The following is a 17,807-nucleotide window of genomic DNA, read 5'->3' as shown; positions in this document are numbered from 1 at the left end:
TCCCCTCCCTCGACGGGGTGATCATTCCATTTCGGACAGCCGGGCCGGGTCGAACGCGATCGGGAACGGGCGCTCCACCTCGACCGTCTCCCCGGACCGGACCCGGCGGACGATCTCGTACCGCCCGTCCGCGAGCTCCATCAGCGTCAGCGCGGGCCGCGGCTCCAGATCGACGAGCCAGTAGTGCGGGATACCCGTCGCCGCGTACTCCTCGACCTTGCGCACCCGGTCCGTCTGCTCGTTGCCGGTGCGCGGCGTCACGACCTCGGCGACGAAGATCAGGTCGGGGCCGTAGTACGTGCGGCTGCGGCGTTCGAGCGCCAGCCGCGCCACGTCGCGGGCGACCGCGAACACGTCCGGCCTGCGGATGCCCGCGCGTGTCGTCACGTCCTGCGGCGCGCCCGCGACGTGGACGTCCGCGTCGGCCTGCCGGGCCGCGTCCTTGAGGATCTCCTTCAACCGGTCGGCGGCGTGGTCGTGCCACACGTCGCCCGGCAGCTCGGTCAGCCACCCGTCGGCGAGTTCGTGGCGCCGCCCGTCCTCGGGCAGTGCGTCCAGGTCGTACAGCGTGTAAGGGCCGTGCGCGCGGCCGAGCGTCCCCCCTGTGGCGGCTACGTGCATGTCCGAAACCTAGCGCGGCGGACGTCCGCCGAGCATGATCACGCGGCGGGGTGGCCGGATTTGGCGATATGTCTCGATGCCCGGACCTGTCCGGGTTAAGATACATCTCGTCTTCTCGAAGGAGAGATGCGATGAGCGTCGAGCACCAGCCCCTCCGCGCCTCCGACCGCGACCGCGACGAGGTCCTCGTCCGGCTCCACACCGCCTACGCCGAAGGCCGGCTCAGCGAGACGGAACTGGACGAGCGCATCGACCTCACCCTCGCCGCCCGCACCCACGACGACCTCGGCCGCGTCTCGGCCGACCTCCCCAGGCCCGCCGCCCCCGGAACCCCCGCGGGCCGCCTGCAGGTGGCGTACAAGGACACCGTCACGCGCGCCGGCCGCTGGCGCGTCCCCGACACGTTCACGTCCGTCGCCTACAAGGCGCGCACCCTGCTCGACCTGCGCGTCGCCGAACTCACCGAACCCGTCACGACCCTCCGCGTCGTCGCGTACAAGTCGACCGTCGAGATCGTCGTCCCGGCCGCCGTCCGCGTCGAGGTCTCGGGGATGGGCGTCTCCACGGACGTGCACGGCACCCCCGCCGCCGAAGCACCGGTCGTCCGCGTGCAGGGGATCGCGTACAAGGGCCGCATCGAGGCGCGCGGCACCCGCGAACACTCGGCCGCGTGACCGGGCCCGCCCCCGGCGCATGATCACCGTGCACGGCCCCGCCCTCCCGCAGAACCCGCCCCGGACCCCGCCGCCGGACCGTCGTCCCCGCCGTCGTCCACGCACGTGGTGACACGGTCTCCCCGGGGGCCTCGGCGGCTGCGAGTCGATGGGCTCCACCGCGTACTGCCGGGGCCGGTACGACGAGATGAGCGCGGTCGACGAGTTCGAACCCGTCGGCCCCCACCCCGGCTTCCGCCGGGCCGTCGTCCGCGCCGCCTGCGTGGTGGTGCTGCACGCTTTCGCCGCGGCGTCGTCCACGCACGCGGTGACACGGTTTCCAGGGTCCCTCGGCGGTTGCGAGTCGAAGGGTTCCACCGCGTACACCTGAATTCACACGTACACGGGCCCGCCGGAGGGCCCCGACCGGGCGGCTCACGGTGGCTCGATATCGCGGCACGCGTTCGAGCGGTTACAGATTCGAGAGGCTTGGGAGCCCAGTCGCTAATGCTCGCGAAGGTCGCGGTGGGCCCATTCGGGTCGACTCTTCGGCATATTTCGGCTGTTGCCCGTGAAAGGTGATAGAACCCTCACGCGGCCCGATCGGCCGCCGTTCACCTCAATGTCCGAACAAGCCGCCATGTAACGCGGTTTGATGGTGTGCCATCACCCATGGCCCGAAAAGGAGCGCGTGTGACGGCGAGGAGCCCGCAGCAGGACGAGGCCCGCTCCGAGGACCCGGCCGACTCCCGCGAGATCCGGCGCCGCCTGACGTTCGGCGTCACCGCCGACCTCCCGGCGTCCCTGTCGCCCTGGCAACGCGCCCTCCGGGCCTGGCGCGCCGCCGGCATCCCATGGCGTCACGCGCCCGAACCCGAGACCCCTCGCCCGTCGACGTCAGCCTCCCCGACACAACCGCCCGCAAGGCCCGAGCCGGCACCGAGCGAGGCGGGTGTGGACGAGGATGCCGCGCCGGTGTCGGATGCCGCGAAGCCCGAGCCGGTGTCGGGTGGGGCGGGTGTGGATGGGGGTGCCGCGTCGGTGTCGGCTGCGGCGGTTTCTGAGCCGGTGTCGGACGGGGCCGAGGCGGACGGCACCGAGGCGGACGGGGAAGTCGTGTCGGTGTTGGGTGGGGCGGTGTCTGGGCCGGTGCCGGACGGGGTCGGTGCGGAGGGGGAAGTCGCGTCGGTGTCGGGTGCGGGGAGTGCTGGCTCGGCAGGGTCGGTTGCGGACACTGGGCGGGGCGTGAGCGGGAGCGGGTCCGGTAAGGGCGTTGGGGGCTCGGTGGGGGCTGCGGAGCCGGGAGACGTGCTTGTTGCGCCGGTGTCGACCGGTGCGACGGATGCCGCGGAATCGAAGAGCGGGCGGGGCGGGGCGGATGCCGCGCCGTCGGAGGTGGCCGTGTCCGAGGAAGGGGCGGGCGTTGCCGCCGGGGCGGAGATGGGTGTGACGGCTGGGGGCGGCGACGCGGCCGTGCCGGGTGCAGAGGGTACGGAAGAGGCTCGTCCTGCGAAGTCCGGATCGGGTGGGGTGTCCGGGCGGAAGGCGGCCGCGGCGAGCGGGACGCGGCGTGCCGCGACGCCCGCGGGGCCGGGAGTCGTCGCGATGGCGGCGAAACGGAAGACGGTCGACGTGCCGCGCGACGTCGAGCCCGTGGAGCCCGAGCCCGTCGAGCCCGCGAAGCCGGAGCCCGCGCCCCCCGAGCCCGTGGAGGCCGCGGTCGTCGAGGTGGGGGGCGCGCCGGACGCGGAGCGGGCGGAGGCGCCGCCCGCGGTGTCGCGGGGGCGGGGACGGCGGGTGCTCGCCGGGGGCGCGGTCGCTGCGGCGATCGCGCTGGTGGCGGGCGGCGCGGTGTTCGTCGCGGGGCGCGGGGACGACCGGCCGGCGCGGCCGTCGGTGCCGGGGCCCGTGGCGGCGGACGCGCAGTTCGCGCTCGACCCGGCGGCGGCGGACGACGGGCTGGTGCAGGAGCTCGCGGCGGTCGACGCGGCGGGCGGGACGGTCGTCGCGGTGGGGAGCGAGGACGGCGGCCGGGCCGAGTTCGTGGCGTCGGCCGACGGGGGCCGGACGTGGGCGGCGGGCACGGCGCGGACGGACACCGGGACCGTGCCGCCGAGCGGGGACCGGCCGCGCCTGGTCGCGGGCGGCGGGGGCCGCTGGGCGGCGCTGGGCCTGGCGGCCGACGGCGGCCGCGTGGCGTGGACGAGCGAGGACGGGCGGGCGTGGACGCGCCGCGCGCTCGGGCCCGCGTTCCGTGCGTCCGACGAGGTGAACGACCTGGTGCGGACGTCCGCGGGGTTCGTGGCCGTGGGGGCGGCGGACGGCCGGGGCGTGGTGTGGAGTTCGGCCGACGGGCGGGCGTGGCAGCGGGTCGACGGCCTTCGCGGGATCATCGGCCTGTACGGGGCGGCGGCGTCGGGGGACGTGCTCGTGACGCAGGGGACGTACCCGAAGAAGGTCGTGCAGCGGAAGGGCCGCCGGAAGGTCGAGCGGACGGTCGCGGCGCAGGGGCTGTGGCGTTCGGCGGACGGGGGGCGCACGTGGCGGCCCGTCCATGTGCGGCAGTCCCACGGGTCCCACGGGGCGACGAAGGGGCTGGTCGCGGGGCCGGGCGGCTTCTACACCGTGCGGGACGCGAAGGACGGGAAGAAGCGGTTCGCGGTCGTGTTTGGTTCGGCGGACGGCGCGCGGTGGAGCGCGATCGGGAAGATCGGCGTCGCCGGGCACCGGGGCGTCGAGTCGTTCGGCGGGTCGCGGGCGGGGCTCGTCGCGGTGGTGCGCGGGAAGCGGCGGGAGGTCGTGCGGAGCGCGGACGGGCGCAGGTGGCGGGCGGACGGGACGGTGGGGCGCGCGGAGGTCGCCGGGCTGACGGTCGTGGAGGGCGGCCGGCTCGCGATCGCCGGGAAGCTCGACGGTGACGCGTACCTGTCCGGCGTCGATCTCGGGAAGGTGCCGGGGGCGGTGCGGGAGCAGCGGGCGGTCGGGGCGGTCGCCGCGGCGGGCGGCCGGGCGGTCGCGGTCGGCGGCGGCAACGGGGACGCGGCGGTGTGGAGTTCGGCGGACGGCGCCGCGTGGGCCCGGGCGGAGGTCCCGGCGCTGCGGGGGAGGCTGGCGGACGTGGCGCACGGGGCGCGCGGCTGGCTGGCGGTGGGCCGGACGGGCGAGGCGGCGCTCGCGCTGCGGTCGTCCGACGGCGTCGCGTGGCGGCGGGCCGCGTTCCCGGCGGGGCGTCCGGCGGCGGTCGCGGCGGGCCCGGCCGGGTACGTCGCGGTCGGGGAGGGCGCGGCGTGGCGCTCGGCCGACCTGGAGCGGTGGCGGGGCGCCCGCCTCGACGGCGCCGCGGCCGATGTGGCGGTGACGGCGGGCGGGTACGTGGCGGTCGGCGCGCGCGCGAAGGAGCCCGCCGTGTGGACGTCCGCGGACGGTGCGGTCTGGCGGCCGGTGCGGCTGCCGTCCGGCCTGCGCGGGCCGCTGACGGGTGTCGCCGCGTCCGGCGGGACGGTCGTGGCGGTGGGGCCGGGGGCGCCGCCGCTGGTGTCGGCGGACGGCGGCGCGACGTGGACGCCGCGGGACGTCGGGGAGGTGGCGCCGACCGCGGTCACCGCGACGCCGGACGGGTTCGTCGTCGCGGGCGTCACCGGGGCGCTGGACGGTGTCGTGTTCGCGTCCGCGGACGGCGCCGCGTGGCGCCGGGTGGCGGTGCCGGGGCTCGACGGCCCGGCGGACCGGAGGCTGACCGCGCTGGCGCCGTTCGGCGGGGGTGTGCTCGGTACCGGGAGCAGCGACGACGGTGCGGCGGTGACGCCGCTGCTGTGGCGCGCGGACGTCCCGGGGCGGTCCGCGGCCGGTTGACCGCCGGCGCCCCGGCCCGTCCGAGGGGGCGGGCCGGGGCGCGGCGGCCCCGGTCAGCCGTTACAGCCGCAGGAGCAGCCCTTCGGGCATGAGCATCCGCCGCCGTGTCCGCAACTGCAGTTCTTCTGAGTCATGCCCGGAACGTAACCTCTGTGCCGTTTTGGGGTCTATGGCCGGGGCGGCGAGGTGCATGTGTCCGCGCCGGGGGCCTAGGTGTCGATGGTCAGGTCGACGCCGAGCAGCACGAGGATCCACAGGACGACGGCGAGCACGGCGCTGAGCACCTTGCCGAGCAGGTCGGGGGTGATGTACCCGCGGTCCCAGGCCACGAACAGGCCGATGACGAGGTAGATGATGCCGACGAGCCCGATGTGGGTGCGGCGGTAGCGGTAAGGCATGGGGGTCGTCTCCTCCCGGAGGAATCTGACGATCCACCGTTGCCCCGCCCCATGTCGGGATAACTCCGGACGCTTAACGGGACGTCCGTTGCCGATTTTTCGGTGCGTCCCAAATTCAGCCGGCGGGCCTCGCGCCGCGCGCGTCCCGCTTCGCCAGGGCGATCCGGACGACCGCGGGGTCGTGCTCGTCGGGCCGGTCGGCGAACTCGGCGGTGCGGTGCACGATGTCGAACTCGTGCTTGCGCCGCTCCAGCGACTCGCTCAGCAAGATGTGGTCGAGCGCCTGCGCGTTGCCGTCCGTCACGGCGGTGTAGCGGTCCTTCGGCGGCAGCTTCGCGGGCAGGTCGGTCAGGCCCGCCTGCGCCAGCGCCTGCACCGGCAGCGACTCCGGGGTGTCGTTGAGGCGGGCCGCGACGACGACGTTGGCGTTCCGGTCGACCTTCCGCACCGACCGGACGAACCCGGCGACCGCCTTCGCCTGCGCGTCGCGGCGCCAGCGGGTCGGCTGCTGCGGCGGCTGGTTCCGGCCGAACAGCGGCTCGTCGTCGGCGGTGCCCGGGTACCACTCGCCGGTCACGACGATGATCCGCTCGCCCTGCCAGGTGACCTCGCCCGCGAGCGGCTTGCGGGTGCCCGCCCACACGGCGTCGGTCGGCGCGATGCGGCCGGGGCTGCGCGACAGCCCGGCCGTCCCGCCGCGGGCGACGGGGCGGACGGCGGTCACCGCGGGGTTCGGCTCCTCGGCCGGCTCCTCCTCCGCGAGCGTTCCCGTCCGGGCGGGACGGTCGACGAACGCCAGGCCGCGGTCGGTGCGGAACAGGAACCCGACGCGCGGGTTGGCGCCCTTGTCGCCGCCGTCGGCGTTGTTCTTCGGCTCGACCGAGCGCCACTCGTAGGCGGGGCCGCCGGCGGCGCTGATCGCGGTGATCAGCTCGGCGACGGTCTGGTCGGCGGCGACCGTCCCGTCGTTGCGGGCGCCGCTGTTGTCCTGGAGGTCGTCGACCGCGACGAGGTCGGGCGAGGCGAGGCCGGTGACGATGTCGTCGGCGACGGCGCGGAACCGGTCGCGGGGGGTGTTCGGGCTGAGGCCGCCGAGGCCGATCGTGGCGATGGCGAGCTCGCCGGGCCGCTGCGGGCGGGTCGCCTCGCGGGGCAGCCCGCCGGCGGCGTGCCGCGGCGTCGCGGTCGCCAGCACCTTGAAGTGGCCGAGGGCGTAGTCGACGACGCCGACGCTGTCGCCGGGCAGCCGGTCGCCGACGTTCGCGGCCGGCAGCGGGGCGAGCGAGTCGTCGAGGACGATCCGCTCGGGGTTGGCGTCGCCGTCGCGCTGCAGGATGCCGCCGCGCCCGGTGCGCGTCCCGGCGCCCGCGCCGCCCGCCGGCAGGACGGGCAGCTCGCCGAACCGGGTGGGGCCCACCGCCACGGCGTCCTGGAGCCGCACCTGCATGCCTTCGAGCGCCTCGTAGAAGTCGAGGCCGTTGCGGCCCGGATCGAACGTCCCGCTCCGCTCGACGTTGCCGGGCGTGCCCCGGACGACGCTCGTCGGCGCGCTGACCCCCTTCGGCCCCAGCAGGACCGGGGGCGGGACGTCCGCGCGCCCGGCGGCGGCGACCTTCGTCGCGCCGATCTCCGTCCGGGTGAGGCCCCCGGACTCCGCGCCGCCCGGCCGGAACTCGCTGACCCGGCCGTCCACCCGGACGGCGTCGCCGCGCGCGACGCTCGGGCCCGTGCGGGTGAAGACGAAGATCCCCTCGGACGTCGCGGCGCGCCGGTCGGGCTTCGGGTCCTGCATCCAGAAGCCGGTGCCGGTCACGGCGGTCACGACGCCGGGGACGCCGACGACCGAGGCCCCGTTGAGCGGCGAGACGTGCGCGGCGCCCTGGATGTCGTGGATGCGGGCGGGGCGCGGCGCGGCGTGCGCCGCGGACGGGAGGAGGCCCAGCGGGACGGCGAGGACCGCCGCGGCCGCGAGCCGGGGGATCCCGCCGAACGCCCGGACCGCGCGGGGGCGGCGCGGCCGCCCCGATCCACCCGTGTAGGCCACCCCGGAACTCCATGATCGTCTCGTGGTCCGCGCCGAACAGGCAGCAGGATGGCACGCGAAGGGTTCCGGTGACCAACCGCGCCGGGAAATCCGTCCAAATCCGCCTGGAGCGGGTCTGCGCGACGGTCCGGGAGGGACGGCGGGGCGGCTACTCCTCGAGCGTCAGGGCGGCCTTCGGGCACGACCGGACCGCGTGCCGCACGCGGTCGGCCTCGCCCTCGGGCACGTCCGGCTGCAGGATCTCGAGCTCGTCGTCGTCGCTGAGGTCGAAGACCTCGGGGGCGAGCCCGACGCACACGCCGTTCGCCTCGCACACCAGCGGGTCGACTCCTACTCTCATCGCCTTCTCCGTTCGCGGGTCCCGGTGAGGGTTCGATGGCCCGGAGCGCACGCGCGGGACGCGCGCGGACCCGGACCGTCCTCGGCCGCCAACCTACCGAACATGGTTCGGAGAGGTGCGCTCGGGGAAAGTAGAACACGTTCCACTCTGGATCGGCAAGTAGGGCGGCGGGGTGGTGCGGCACGCCGGGGCATGTCGGATAAAGTGCCCGGCGGAGGCGAGGCGATGACTCAGACCGAGGCGTCCACCGGCCCGGGGACGACCGAGATGCCCGCGGCGCTGCTGCGGGCGGCGCGCGCGGCGAAGGGCTTCATGCCCGACGCCGAGGGCGCGGCCCTGTACGAGACGGCCCTGGAGTACGGGGGGCGGCTCGCGGGCGTCGGCCCGCTGCTGGAGGTCGGCACCTACTGCGGCAAGTCGGCGATCTACCTGGGCGCCGCCGCCCGGTCGGCGGGGACGGTCGTGGTCACCGTCGACCACCACCACGGCTCGGAGGAGAACCAGGCGGGGTGGGAGCACCACGACCCGTCGCTGGTCGACCCGTGCACGGGGCGGATGGACACGCTGCCGACCTTCCGCAAGACGATCGGGGCCGCGGACCTCGAAGAGCACGTCGTGGCGGTCGTGGGGCAGTCCCGCACCGTGTCGGCGTTCTGGCGCACCCCGCTGGCGCTGCTGTTCATCGACGGCGGGCACGCCGAGGAGCACGCGCAGGGCGACTACGAGGGCTGGGCGCCGCACGTGGCCGTGGGCGGCGCGCTGGTGATCCACGACGTGTTCCCCGACCCCGCCGACGGCGGGCAGGCGCCGTACCGCGTGTACCTGCGGGCGCTGCGCAGCGGCGCGTTCGAGGAGCGCCGGGCCGAAGGCTCGCTGCGCGTACTGGAACGGGTTTCAGACGCGGATCCGCGCGCCGAGGCGTGACCGCGGGGGCCGGGCCGGACGGGCGTCCGGTGCGGCCCCCGCGACGCCTCAGAGGCGGGACCGGACGGGGTCGGCGACCGGCACGAAGGCGCAGCCGCACGCCGCCGGGTCGGACGCCTCGGACGGCCCCAGCGGGCGTCCCGCGATCTCCTTGAAGATGCGGGCGCCGGGGGACGCGCCGTCCAGCGCGTCCGCGGCGAGGACCACGGCGGCCGCGGTGTAGGTGGAGCGGTCCCCCGGGAAGTGCCGCCGGTTCTCGAACTGCCAGCCGGTCCAGTACGAGCCGTCCTCGTGGCGGAGGTGCTGGATCGTGGCGAACAGCTCCAGGGCGCGGTCCCGGTCGCCGGACGCGTCGAGGGCCAGGACGAGCTCGCAGCTCTCGGCGGCCGTCACCCACGGCTGGTCGGACACGCAGCGGCAGCCGAGGCCCGGCACGACGAACACGTCCCACTGCTCGGCGAGCCGGCGCGCGGCGGCCTCGCCGCGGACCGGGCCGCCGAGGACGGGGTAGTACCAGTCCATCGACCAGCGGCTCTTGTCGGCGAACGCCTCGGGGTGCGCGGCGACGACGTGGCCGAGCTGGTCGGCGGCGAGCTCCCACTCCGGCTGCGGCTCGCCGAGCCGCTCCGCGAGCGCGACGGCGCAGCGGAGCGCCTGGTAGATCGACGAGCAGCCGGTCAGCAGCGCGTGGTCGGACGCGCGGCCGTCCTCGGTCCGCATCCAGATGATCTCGCCGCGGCGGGTCTGCAGGCCGAGGACGAAGTCGATCGCGCGGCGCACGGTCGGCCACATGGCGCGGGCGAAGTCCTCGTCGCCGGTCATCAGCAGCTCGTGCCAGACGCCGACCGCGACGTAGGCGGCCTGGTTGGACTCGCCGCCGGGCTCGGTGACCTCGCCGAGCACCCACTTGGCGGGCCACGACCCGTCCTCCCGCTGGACGTCCGCGAGCCACGCGTAGGCGCGGCGGGCGGCGTCGCCCATCCCGGCGACGGTCAGCGCCATCGCCGCCTCGACGTGGTTCCAGGCGTCGACGTGCCCGGCGATGCCGTCGATCGGCGCGAACCAGGGGATCGCGCCCGACGGCTCCTGCTGGCGGGCGATGCTGCGGGCGGTCTCGACGACGTCGCCGCGGGTCAGGACTCCGGGGACGGCGGGGATGTCAGACCGCATCGGCGGTCTCCTCCGCCGGGGTCTCGGACGTCCCCGTCTTGACGGGCTTGCTGCAGTACACGACGACGCTCTTGCCGATCAGGGGGTTGAGCACCTGCTCGGCGACCCGGGTCGCGAGGGGCCGCTTCATGATGTCCCACACCAGGAGCTGGTGGTACGCCTTGGCGAGCGGGTTGCCGTCGTTCTCCACGCCGACGGCGCACTTGATCCACCAGTAGGGCGCGTGCAGGCCGTGCGCGTGGTGGTGGCCGCCGATCGTGAAGCCCGTCGACTTCAGCTTGGCCTCCAGCTCGGCGCGGGTGTAGATCCGCACGTGGCCGCCGGGGGCGGTGTGGTAGTCCTCCGACAGGGCCCAGCAGACCCGCTCCGGCAGCCAGGACGGGACGGTCGCGGCGAGCCGCCCGCCGGGCCGCAGCACGCGCAGCAGCTCGCGCATCGCCCGCATGTCGTCCGGGATGTGCTCGAGCACCTCGGAGGCGATGATCGCGTCGAAGTGGTCGTCGGGGAACGGCAGCTCCAGCGCGTCGCCCCGGACGGTCTCGGCGGCGGCGTCCTCGGGGACCTCGCCGCCGAGCCGCATCGCGCCGAACATCTTCTCGACGCCGGCCAGCTCGTCGGCGTCCTGGTCGAAGGCCACGACGTGCGCGCCCCTGCGGTACAGCTCGAACGCGTGCCGTCCCGCTCCGCAGCCCATGTCCAGGATGCGGTCTCCGGGTGCGACGCGGAACCGCTGGAAATCCACGGTCAGCAGGGTCGTGCTCCTTCCATGCGGGGAACGCCCGGCGGGCGTTCCCACGGGCCTTGCTGTTGGGGTCTGGTCGTCAGCCGCGCCGCGCCAGCCGCAGGTAGTTCTGCTGCGCGACGGCCTCGCGGTAGTGCCGCACGGTGGCCTGCGCGACGGCGGGCCAGGCGAAGCGCTCCTGGACGCGGGCCAGCCCGGCCGCGCCGGCGCGGGCGCGCTCGTCCGCCGAGTCGTGCAGGCCGCGCAGGGTGGCGGCGAGCTCCTCGACGTCGCCCGGCTCGACGAGGACGGCCGCGTCCCCCACAACCTCGGGCAGCGCCCCCGCGCGGGACGCGACCAGCGGCGTGCCGGACGCCATGTGCTCGACCGCGGGCAGCGAGAAGCCCTCGTAGCGGGACGGGACGACCGCGATCTCCGCGGACGCGAGCAGCGCGCCCAGCTCGTCGTCGCTGATGCCGCTCACGAACTGGACGCGGTCGCCGAGGGCGAGGTCGCGGACGAGCTTCTCGGTCGGGCCGTCCTTCTGCGGGCGGCTCACGACGACGACGTGCACGTCCCGCTCGGTGGCGAGCTTCGCGACCGCCCGCAGCAGCACGTCCACGCCCTTGATCGGCGCGTCCGCGCTGGCCATGGCCACGATCCGGCCGGGGACGCGCTCGCCGCGCGGGTGGAAGATCCGGGTGTCGACGCCCAGCGGCAGGATGTCGATGTCGCGGGGGTCGACCTTGAAATCCTTGACGATGTCGACCTTCGACGACTCCGACACCGTCAGGACGGGCCCGATCCGCCGCGACACCTGCGCCTGCATGCCCACGAACCCGTACCAGCGGCGCTTGCCGAACTTCTGCCGGATGCCCTGCGCCGCCTCCAGCTCGATCCGCCGGTCCACGCTGATCGGGTGGTGGATGCTGGTGACCAGCGGCAGCCCGAGCTTCGGGATGCCGAGGTTGCCGACGCCGAGCACCTGGTTGTCGTGGACGACGTCGAAGTCGCGGCGGCGGCGCCGCAGCTCCCGCAGGACCCGGATGCTGAACGTCAGCGGCTCCGGGAACCCGCCCGTCCGCATGTGGGCGAACTCCAGGACGTCCACCCAGTCGCGGAACTCGCCGAGGGCCGGGGTGCGGAACGGGTCCTCGTCCCGGTACAGGTCCAGGCTCGGGAGCTTGGTCAGCCGGATCTCGTCGCGGTCCAGCTCGGGATAGGGCTGCCCGGAGAACACCTCCACGGTGTGCCCGAGATCGACCAGTTCCCTGCTGAGATGCCGCAGGTAGACGCCCTGGCCTCCGCAGTGCGGCTTGCTCCGGTACGAGAGCAGGGCCACCCGCAGTGGACCGCCCGGCTCGTCTGCCTCACCCACGCCAGCCCCTGCCCACGCACCACTCCCGTCAGTCCCGGGACACCGGTCGCACACGCACCGGCATCTCCTTTATGCCGTTGATGAAACTAGACCTTAGCCTCCGTACGTTACCGCTGAGTTCGATATTGGGCATAGCGTCCAAGAGTGTTTCGAAGAGCACACTCAGCTCGAGTCGGGCGAGGTGGGCGCCCAGGCAGAAATGGGGGCCGCCTCCGCCGAAGCCGATGTGCGGGTTGGGGTCGCGGCCGACGTCGAACGAGAACGGGTCGCCGAACACGGCCTCGTCCCGGTTCGCGGACGCGTAGAACACCACGACCTTGTCGCCCGCCGCGATCTTCTTGCCGCCCAGCTCGACGTCGCGCACGGCCGTCCGCTTGAACAGGTTGACCGGCGTCACCCACCGGACGATCTCGTCCGCGGCCGTCCGGACGAGCGAGGGGTCGGCCCGCAGCCGCGCCCACTGCTCGGGGTGCTCGAGCAGCGCGAGCATCCCGCCGGACGCGGCGTTGCGGGTCGTCTCGTTGCCCGCGACGGACAGCAGCATCACGAACAGCTCGAACTCGTCGCCGTCCAGTACCTCGCCGTCGGCGTCCGGCTGCAGCAGCTTCGTCACGATGTCGCGGCGCGGGTTCCGCCGCCGCTCCGCCGCCAGCTCCGCCGCGTACGCGTACAGCTCCGTCGCGGCCTGCTGCCCCTCCTCGGGGCTGCGCTGGAAGTCGGGGTCGTCCGCGCCGATCAGCGTGTTCGACCAGTGGAAGATCTTGTCGCGGTCCTCCGGCGGGGCGCCGAGCAGCTCGCAGATCACGTAGAGCGGCAGCGGCGCCGCCAGGTCGCGGACGAACTCCGCCTCGTCCCCGCGCTCCGCCGTCTCCGCGACGAGCCGCCGGCAGATGTCGCGGATGTGCTCCTCCAGCGCGCCGATCGCGCGCGGCGTGAACCCGCGGTTCACGATGCTCCGCTTGCGCGAGTGGTCCGGCGGGTCCTGGTTGAGCATCATGAGCCGCTGCAGCGCCAGGTGCTCCTCGTCCGGCTCCTCGAACAGCGCGAGCCGCTCGTACGAGGAGAACACCTCCGGGTGGCGCGACACGTGGACGACGTCCGCGTGCCGCGTCACCGCCCAGAAGGGCGGGCCGCCCCGCTCCGGGTCGCCCTTGTGCCGGTGGACGGGATCGTGTTCGCGCAGCCACGCGAGCTGCTCGTGCGGGATGCCGCCGCGCTCGTAGGAGCCGGGCTCGACCAGGTCGATGTCGGGGGTGGCCGTCATCGTCGCGCCTCCGGGTCATGGGGGGCAGGGCACGGGGTGGAGTCAAGCACGCTTGGCCGACGGCGTGAACCGCACCGGCAGCTCCTTCAGGCCGTTGACGAAGTTGGAGCGCAGCCGGCGGGGCTCGCCGGCGGGCCGGATGTCGGGCATCCGGTCCAAGATCGTGTCGAACACGACCTTCAGGTTCATCCGGGCGAGGTGGGTGCCCAGGCAGAAGTGGGGGCCGCCGCCGCCGAACCCGATGTGCGGGTTGGGGTCGCGGGCGATGTCGAACGTGAACGGGTCGTCGAACACCGTCTCGTCCATGTTCGCGGAGCTGTAGAACAGCACCACCTTGTCCCCGGCCTTGATCGTCTTGCCGCCCATCTCGACGTCCGCGGTCGCCGTCCGGCGGAACTGGTTGATGGGGCTCACCCAGCGGACGATCTCCTCGACGGCCGTCGGCAGCAGGCTCCGGTCCTCCCGCAGCCGCTGCCACAGCTCCGGACGCTCGAAGAACGCCTGCATGCCGCCCGCCGTCGCCGTCCGGGTCGTCTCGTTGCCGGCGATCGACAGCATGATCACGAACATCGCGAACTGGTCCTCGCTGATCCGCTCGCCGTTCTCGTCCGGCGTGAGGAGCTTCGTCACGATGTCGTCCCGCGGCGTGGACTCCCGCTCCCGCGCGAGCTCGCCCGCCCATCCGGCGAACTCGGCGGCGTACATCTGCGACTCGGACCGGTCGCCGATGAACTCGGGGTCGTTGAACGCCACGAGCTGGTTCGACCAGTGGAAGATCTGCTGCCGCTGGTCCAGCGGCGCGCCCAGCAGCTCGCAGATCGTGTAGAGCGGCAGCGGGGCCGCGAAGTGCTCGACGAAGTCGCACTCGCCGAGCGCCGCCGCCTCGTCGATCAGCTTGTTGCAGATGTCGCGGATGTGCTGCTCCAGCCGTCCGATCATCCGGGGCGTGAACCCCTTGTTGACCATGCTGCGGAGCTTCGTGTGGTCCGGCGGGTCCTGGAACAGCATGATCTGCCCGTACAGGGCGATGTCGTCCTCGGTGAACTCCTCGAACATCGCCGTCCGGGTCTGCGAGGACAGCAGGTCGGGACGGCGGGACGCGCGGACCACGTCCTCGTGCCGGGTGATCGCCCAGAACCCGGGGACGCCCTCGTTCGGGTCGGCGTGCCAGTGCACCGGGTCGTTCTGGCGGAGCCACCTGAACTGCTCGTGCGGGATGCCGCCCCGCTCGTACACGCCGGGATCGATGACGTCGATTTCCCGGCCGGTGGGGGCGGGGGCCACGTCCTGTTGCGTCACGGTCGTCCCTTCGTGAAGAGCCGGCCCCGCGTCGCGCCGCACGGGACTCTGACTGAGCGCTTGCTCGGTCGAAGATCTAGAACACGTTCTAGCATGAGACTCCAGTCTCATCAAGAGTCTCAATCAGGAATCGTGCCCCGCCGCACGCCCCTCTCACCCCACCGCCACCACGCAAAACGCCCGCGAGCGCACAATGCACTCACGGGCGTTCGCGGCCGACCGGGTGGCCGGTCGGGTGGGTCAGGCGGCTCGGGGCCAGTTCTGGTGGCGGCCTTCGCGGTCCCACCAGTCGATGGCCTTGTCGACGGCCAGGCCGTCGGTCCAGAGGTCCTCGGGGTCGTCCGGCATGAGGACCTCGCGGAGCGCGTCGTCGAGCTGCCACGACTCGTGCTTCGCGAGGTCGCCCGTCTCCGGGTCCCTGTAGAGCGCGTCGACTTCGGCGGGGAGCAACGCCGCCTCGCTCTCCCGGCCGAGGGTGAACGGGAATCCGTATGCCGCGGACGCCGCGGTGTTCGGCTGCAGGCCGGTGGCCTCGGCCAGGCGGTGGATCTGGCGCACGTCGTAGGGGGCGGGCCCCCGCTCGTCGAGCAGACGCATGAACCGGGTGATGCGGTCGGGGCCGCCCCAGCCCTGCGGGCGCGGCTCGTACTTGTTCGTCCAGCCGGGGAAGACGAAGTCGCGGAAGGTCGCGTCGGGCGAGTACTCGATCGCCACCGAGTCCTTGTGCGGGTGGTTCTGGAAGGACAGGATCGCCATCGCCCCGTTCGGGGTCCGCCAGATCTGGCCGACCGGGTCCTGCGTGGTCTTCGACTGGAACCACAGGCGGCGCCACCGGCCGCTGCCGTCGCCCCACGGCGTGTCGCCCAGCGCGCCCAGCACGGCGAGCGACCTCAGGCGTTCGTGCTCGGGCGTCCACGGGCGGGACGCCAGCAGCGCCTCGCCGCCCAGCACGCCGAACCGCAGGTAGTTCGGGCGGGGGATGTCCACGCGGCCGAGCGGGTGCGGGGTGTCGTAGGCCGGGCCGGACTCGGCCGCCTCCGCCAGCACCTCCGCGAGGTGCCGGACGGCCGGGACCTCGCCGATGAACCGCCCGTGCCGCAGCCCGCTCACGCTCGCGACCCGGCCCGGCGTGCCCGCCGGGCGCGGCCGGCGGAGCGCGTCGTGCAGCCGCAGCGCGCGCAGGAGGGCGGCGGCGGTCCGCTGGACGAGCGTCCGGACGGCGCCGCGGAGCCGGGCGTCGGTGACGTCGGGCAGGACGCGGGGGAGTGCGTCGTCCAGCTCCCGCGCGTTGACGAGCGCCGCGTCGACGAGCCGGCCGAAGCCCGCGCGGTCGAGTCGGCGCAGCGCGGCCGAGCCGTCCGGGTCGGCGGGCGGAAGGTGCGGCCAGAAGCCCGGCGGGGGCATGACGGCGCCGTCCACGGCGCCGTGCGGGAACGGCCGCCGCGCGACCGTCCGGCCGTCCGCGATCAGCCGCAGGACGCCCCGGTCGAGCGTCACCTGCACGGGTTCGGCGGCTCCGGGGAACGTGACCGGGACGGACGTGGCGCTCTGCGGCCACGGCAGCCGTTCGCCGTCGGGGATCTCCAGGCGGCCGTCGTCCGCGAACCGGTACGTCTCCGGGCGCCCGTTGTGCAGGCGCGACAGGAAGGCGTCCGTGCCGTCGAACCACGGGAACGTCCCGGACGGGAAGGGCGTCGACCGTTCGTGCACGATCCCGCCGGGTCCGTGCACGACGATGCGCTCGCCGTCCAGCCCGAGCGTGAGCAGCTCGCCGTGCAGGACGGCCGTCACCGAGCCCTTCCCCGCGCCCGGGAACCGCAGCTCCTCCGGGAGGCCCGCGCGCAGCGCCCGCCACGCGCGGTCCACCGGGTCGGCGGCCTCGACGCCGGCGAGCATCTCGGCGTCCGGCAGCGTCTCGGCCAGCGGGACGAGCCGGGGCAGTGCGAGCTCCAGCCCCTCCAGGTCGGCGGCGCACTCGTCCCGCCACTCGGCGAACTGCTCGGCGAGCACCCGCCGGATCGGGCCCTGCGCCGTCATCGCGCGCATCATGGCCGGGTAGTCGACGTTGCCGTAGTAGCCGAGGGCGCGGACGAACGCGTCCAGCTTCCGGCGCTCGTCGGGGGAGCCCTCGATCTTCTCGGCGATGGCCGAGAAGTCGGTGTTTTCCCGCCAGTGCGGCGCCTCCTGGTCGAACCGACCCTTCGGCTTGACGGGGGTCAGCGGGTGCACGGGGGCGCGGCCGACGACCGGGTCGGCCTCGGGGTCGAAGAAGCGGCCGGGCGGCGGGAACAGCCGGTCGCCGGCGGCCGGCGCGAGCCGCAGCAGCTCGGCCGCCGGGAGCGGGCCCGCGGCGCGGAACCACTCGCGCGACAGCCGCCGCCCCGCGCGGACATGCCCGAGCAGCAGCAGCCAGTGCCGGTGGTGCGCGTCGCGCGGTTCCGGGTCGTCGTACAGGGCCGCGTCGGGGCGCGCCGCGATCAGCAGGTCGAGCAGTTCGTCGTCCGCGGCGAGCCCGCGCAGCGCCTCGTCCAGCGCCTCCCACACCGGCAGCGGCGCGCGCGGCAGGAGCCCCTCCCGGAGCAGCCGCTCGGCGACGTGCCGCTGCTCGGCGGCCGGGTCGGCCCCCGCCGCCCGCGCCACGCGGCCAAGGTCGTCCACGAAGTTGGGGTACGGGACGGTGCCCGCGTCGAAGAACGCGCCCACCGCCTCGCGGGCCCACCGGTGCGCCTCCTCCGGCTCGGGGTGGGTCGCGAGCCGCCGCAGGTGGTCGTACAGCAGGCTCGCCGTGATCGCCCCGGACGGGACGAGCGCCAGGAGCGTCCGCTGCGTCCGGGCGTCGTCCGGGGGCAGGTCGAGGAGCCGTGCGTGCGCGTCCGCGACCTCGCGGGACCGCCCGAACAGGAACGCCGCGTCCTCCGTCCGTCCGGCCGCCGCGAAGACGCCCGCGGCGTGCTCCAGGAACTCGGCCACCGCGCTCGCGGGGAGCGCCGCCGCCGCCCGGAACACCTCCTCCCGCGCACCCTTCGGGTCCTCCGCGGCCCGTGCCGCGGCCCCGTCCAGACCGGGCCATTCCTTGGTCATCCACACCCTCCTGATCATTTCTCCCGAGTCTGACGGACCGGCCCGCCGCGCGGCTCCCAACG

14 protein-coding genes are annotated in these 17,807 nt (G+C 74.5%); 4 read left to right on the top strand and 10 right to left on the bottom strand.

Going from position 1 to position 17,807, the window contains the following annotated elements:
• Positions 1 to 21: 21 nt before the first annotated feature.
• Positions 22 to 621 (bottom strand): Uma2 family endonuclease, encoded by a 600-nt coding sequence (locus H505_RS0105490; protein ID WP_026401175.1) that lies wholly within the window; start codon positions 619 to 621, stop codon positions 22 to 24.
• Positions 622 to 752: 131 nt separating this feature from the next.
• On the opposite strand from H505_RS0105490, the gene H505_RS39970 reads away from it, so the two are divergent.
• From H505_RS39970 to H505_RS52280, 3 genes are all read left to right on the top strand, one after another.
• Complete coding sequence (locus H505_RS39970) at positions 753 to 1,295, top strand: DUF1707 SHOCT-like domain-containing protein (protein WP_034516829.1); 543 nt, start codon at positions 753 to 755, stop codon at positions 1,293 to 1,295.
• Positions 1,296 to 1,443: 148 nt separating this feature from the next.
• On the top strand, positions 1,444 to 1,665 hold the full coding sequence (locus H505_RS0105480; RefSeq protein WP_026401174.1) for a hypothetical protein: 222 nt from the start codon (positions 1,444 to 1,446) through the stop codon (positions 1,663 to 1,665).
• Between the two features lie 1,214 nt (positions 1,666 to 2,879).
• Entirely contained in the window at positions 2,880 to 5,126 is a 2,247-nt protein-coding gene (locus H505_RS52280; protein WP_157432913.1) for a sialidase family protein, read from the top strand.
• 209 nt (positions 5,127 to 5,335) lie between these two features.
• Here H505_RS52280 and H505_RS0105470 read toward each other — a convergent pair whose 3' ends face one another.
• The 3 genes from H505_RS0105470 to H505_RS0105460 all read right to left on the bottom strand — a co-directional run bounded on the left by H505_RS0105470 (position 5,336) and on the right by H505_RS0105460 (position 7,908).
• Complete coding sequence (locus tag H505_RS0105470) at positions 5,336 to 5,524, bottom strand: hypothetical protein (RefSeq protein WP_026401172.1); 189 nt, start codon at positions 5,522 to 5,524, stop codon at positions 5,336 to 5,338.
• 115 nt (positions 5,525 to 5,639) lie between these two features.
• The gene (locus H505_RS39965; protein WP_125617964.1) at positions 5,640 to 7,568 is read right to left on the bottom strand and encodes an endonuclease/exonuclease/phosphatase; all 1,929 of its coding nucleotides are present in this window, start codon (positions 7,566 to 7,568) and stop codon (positions 5,640 to 5,642) included.
• Between the two features lie 148 nt (positions 7,569 to 7,716).
• Positions 7,717 to 7,908, bottom strand: coding sequence for a ferredoxin (locus H505_RS0105460; RefSeq protein WP_026401171.1), 192 nt, complete (start codon positions 7,906 to 7,908; stop codon positions 7,717 to 7,719).
• A gap of 225 nt (positions 7,909 to 8,133) precedes the next feature.
• Here H505_RS0105460 and H505_RS0105455 point away from each other — a divergent pair, with 225 nt between their 5' ends.
• The gene (locus H505_RS0105455; RefSeq protein WP_026401170.1) at positions 8,134 to 8,832 is read left to right on the top strand and encodes a class I SAM-dependent methyltransferase; all 699 of its coding nucleotides are present in this window, start codon (positions 8,134 to 8,136) and stop codon (positions 8,830 to 8,832) included.
• A 48-nt stretch (positions 8,833 to 8,880) separates the two neighbouring features.
• Here the strand turns inward: H505_RS0105455 and H505_RS0105450 are convergent, their stop codons facing one another.
• From H505_RS0105450 to H505_RS0105425, 6 genes are all read right to left on the bottom strand, one after another.
• Entirely contained in the window at positions 8,881 to 10,002 is a 1,122-nt protein-coding gene (locus tag H505_RS0105450) for a glycoside hydrolase family 15 protein (RefSeq protein WP_026401169.1), read from the bottom strand.
• Positions 9,992 to 10,753, bottom strand: coding sequence for a class I SAM-dependent methyltransferase (locus H505_RS0105445; protein WP_199747982.1), 762 nt, complete (start codon positions 10,751 to 10,753; stop codon positions 9,992 to 9,994). The genes H505_RS0105450 and H505_RS0105445 overlap by 11 nt, the downstream gene beginning before the upstream one ends.
• 70 nt (positions 10,754 to 10,823) lie before the next feature.
• Positions 10,824 to 12,101 carry a glycosyltransferase family 4 protein gene (locus H505_RS0105440; protein ID WP_026401167.1) on the bottom strand — a complete coding sequence of 426 codons (1,278 nt, stop codon included), beginning with the start codon at positions 12,099 to 12,101 and terminating at the stop codon, positions 10,824 to 10,826.
• A 28-nt stretch (positions 12,102 to 12,129) separates the two neighbouring features.
• Entirely contained in the window at positions 12,130 to 13,365 is a 1,236-nt protein-coding gene (locus tag H505_RS0105435) for a cytochrome P450 (protein ID WP_026401166.1), read from the bottom strand.
• A 42-nt stretch (positions 13,366 to 13,407) separates the two neighbouring features.
• Positions 13,408 to 14,664: a cytochrome P450 gene (locus tag H505_RS0105430; protein WP_233617775.1), complete on the bottom strand. Its 1,257-nt coding sequence runs from the start codon at positions 14,662 to 14,664 to the stop codon at positions 13,408 to 13,410.
• Between the two features lie 240 nt (positions 14,665 to 14,904).
• A complete protein-coding gene (locus H505_RS0105425; protein ID WP_157432912.1) occupies positions 14,905 to 17,745 on the bottom strand; it encodes a hypothetical protein in 2,841 nt (946 codons plus the stop codon).
• Positions 17,746 to 17,807: the final 62 nt, after the last annotated feature.

Source organism: Actinomadura rifamycini DSM 43936 (assembly GCF_000425065.1).
Lineage (GTDB): Bacteria > Actinomycetota > Actinomycetes > Streptosporangiales > Streptosporangiaceae > Spirillospora > Spirillospora rifamycini.
Note: the sequence above shows the minus strand (reverse complement) of the source record. Positions and strands in the feature narration are given on the sequence as shown.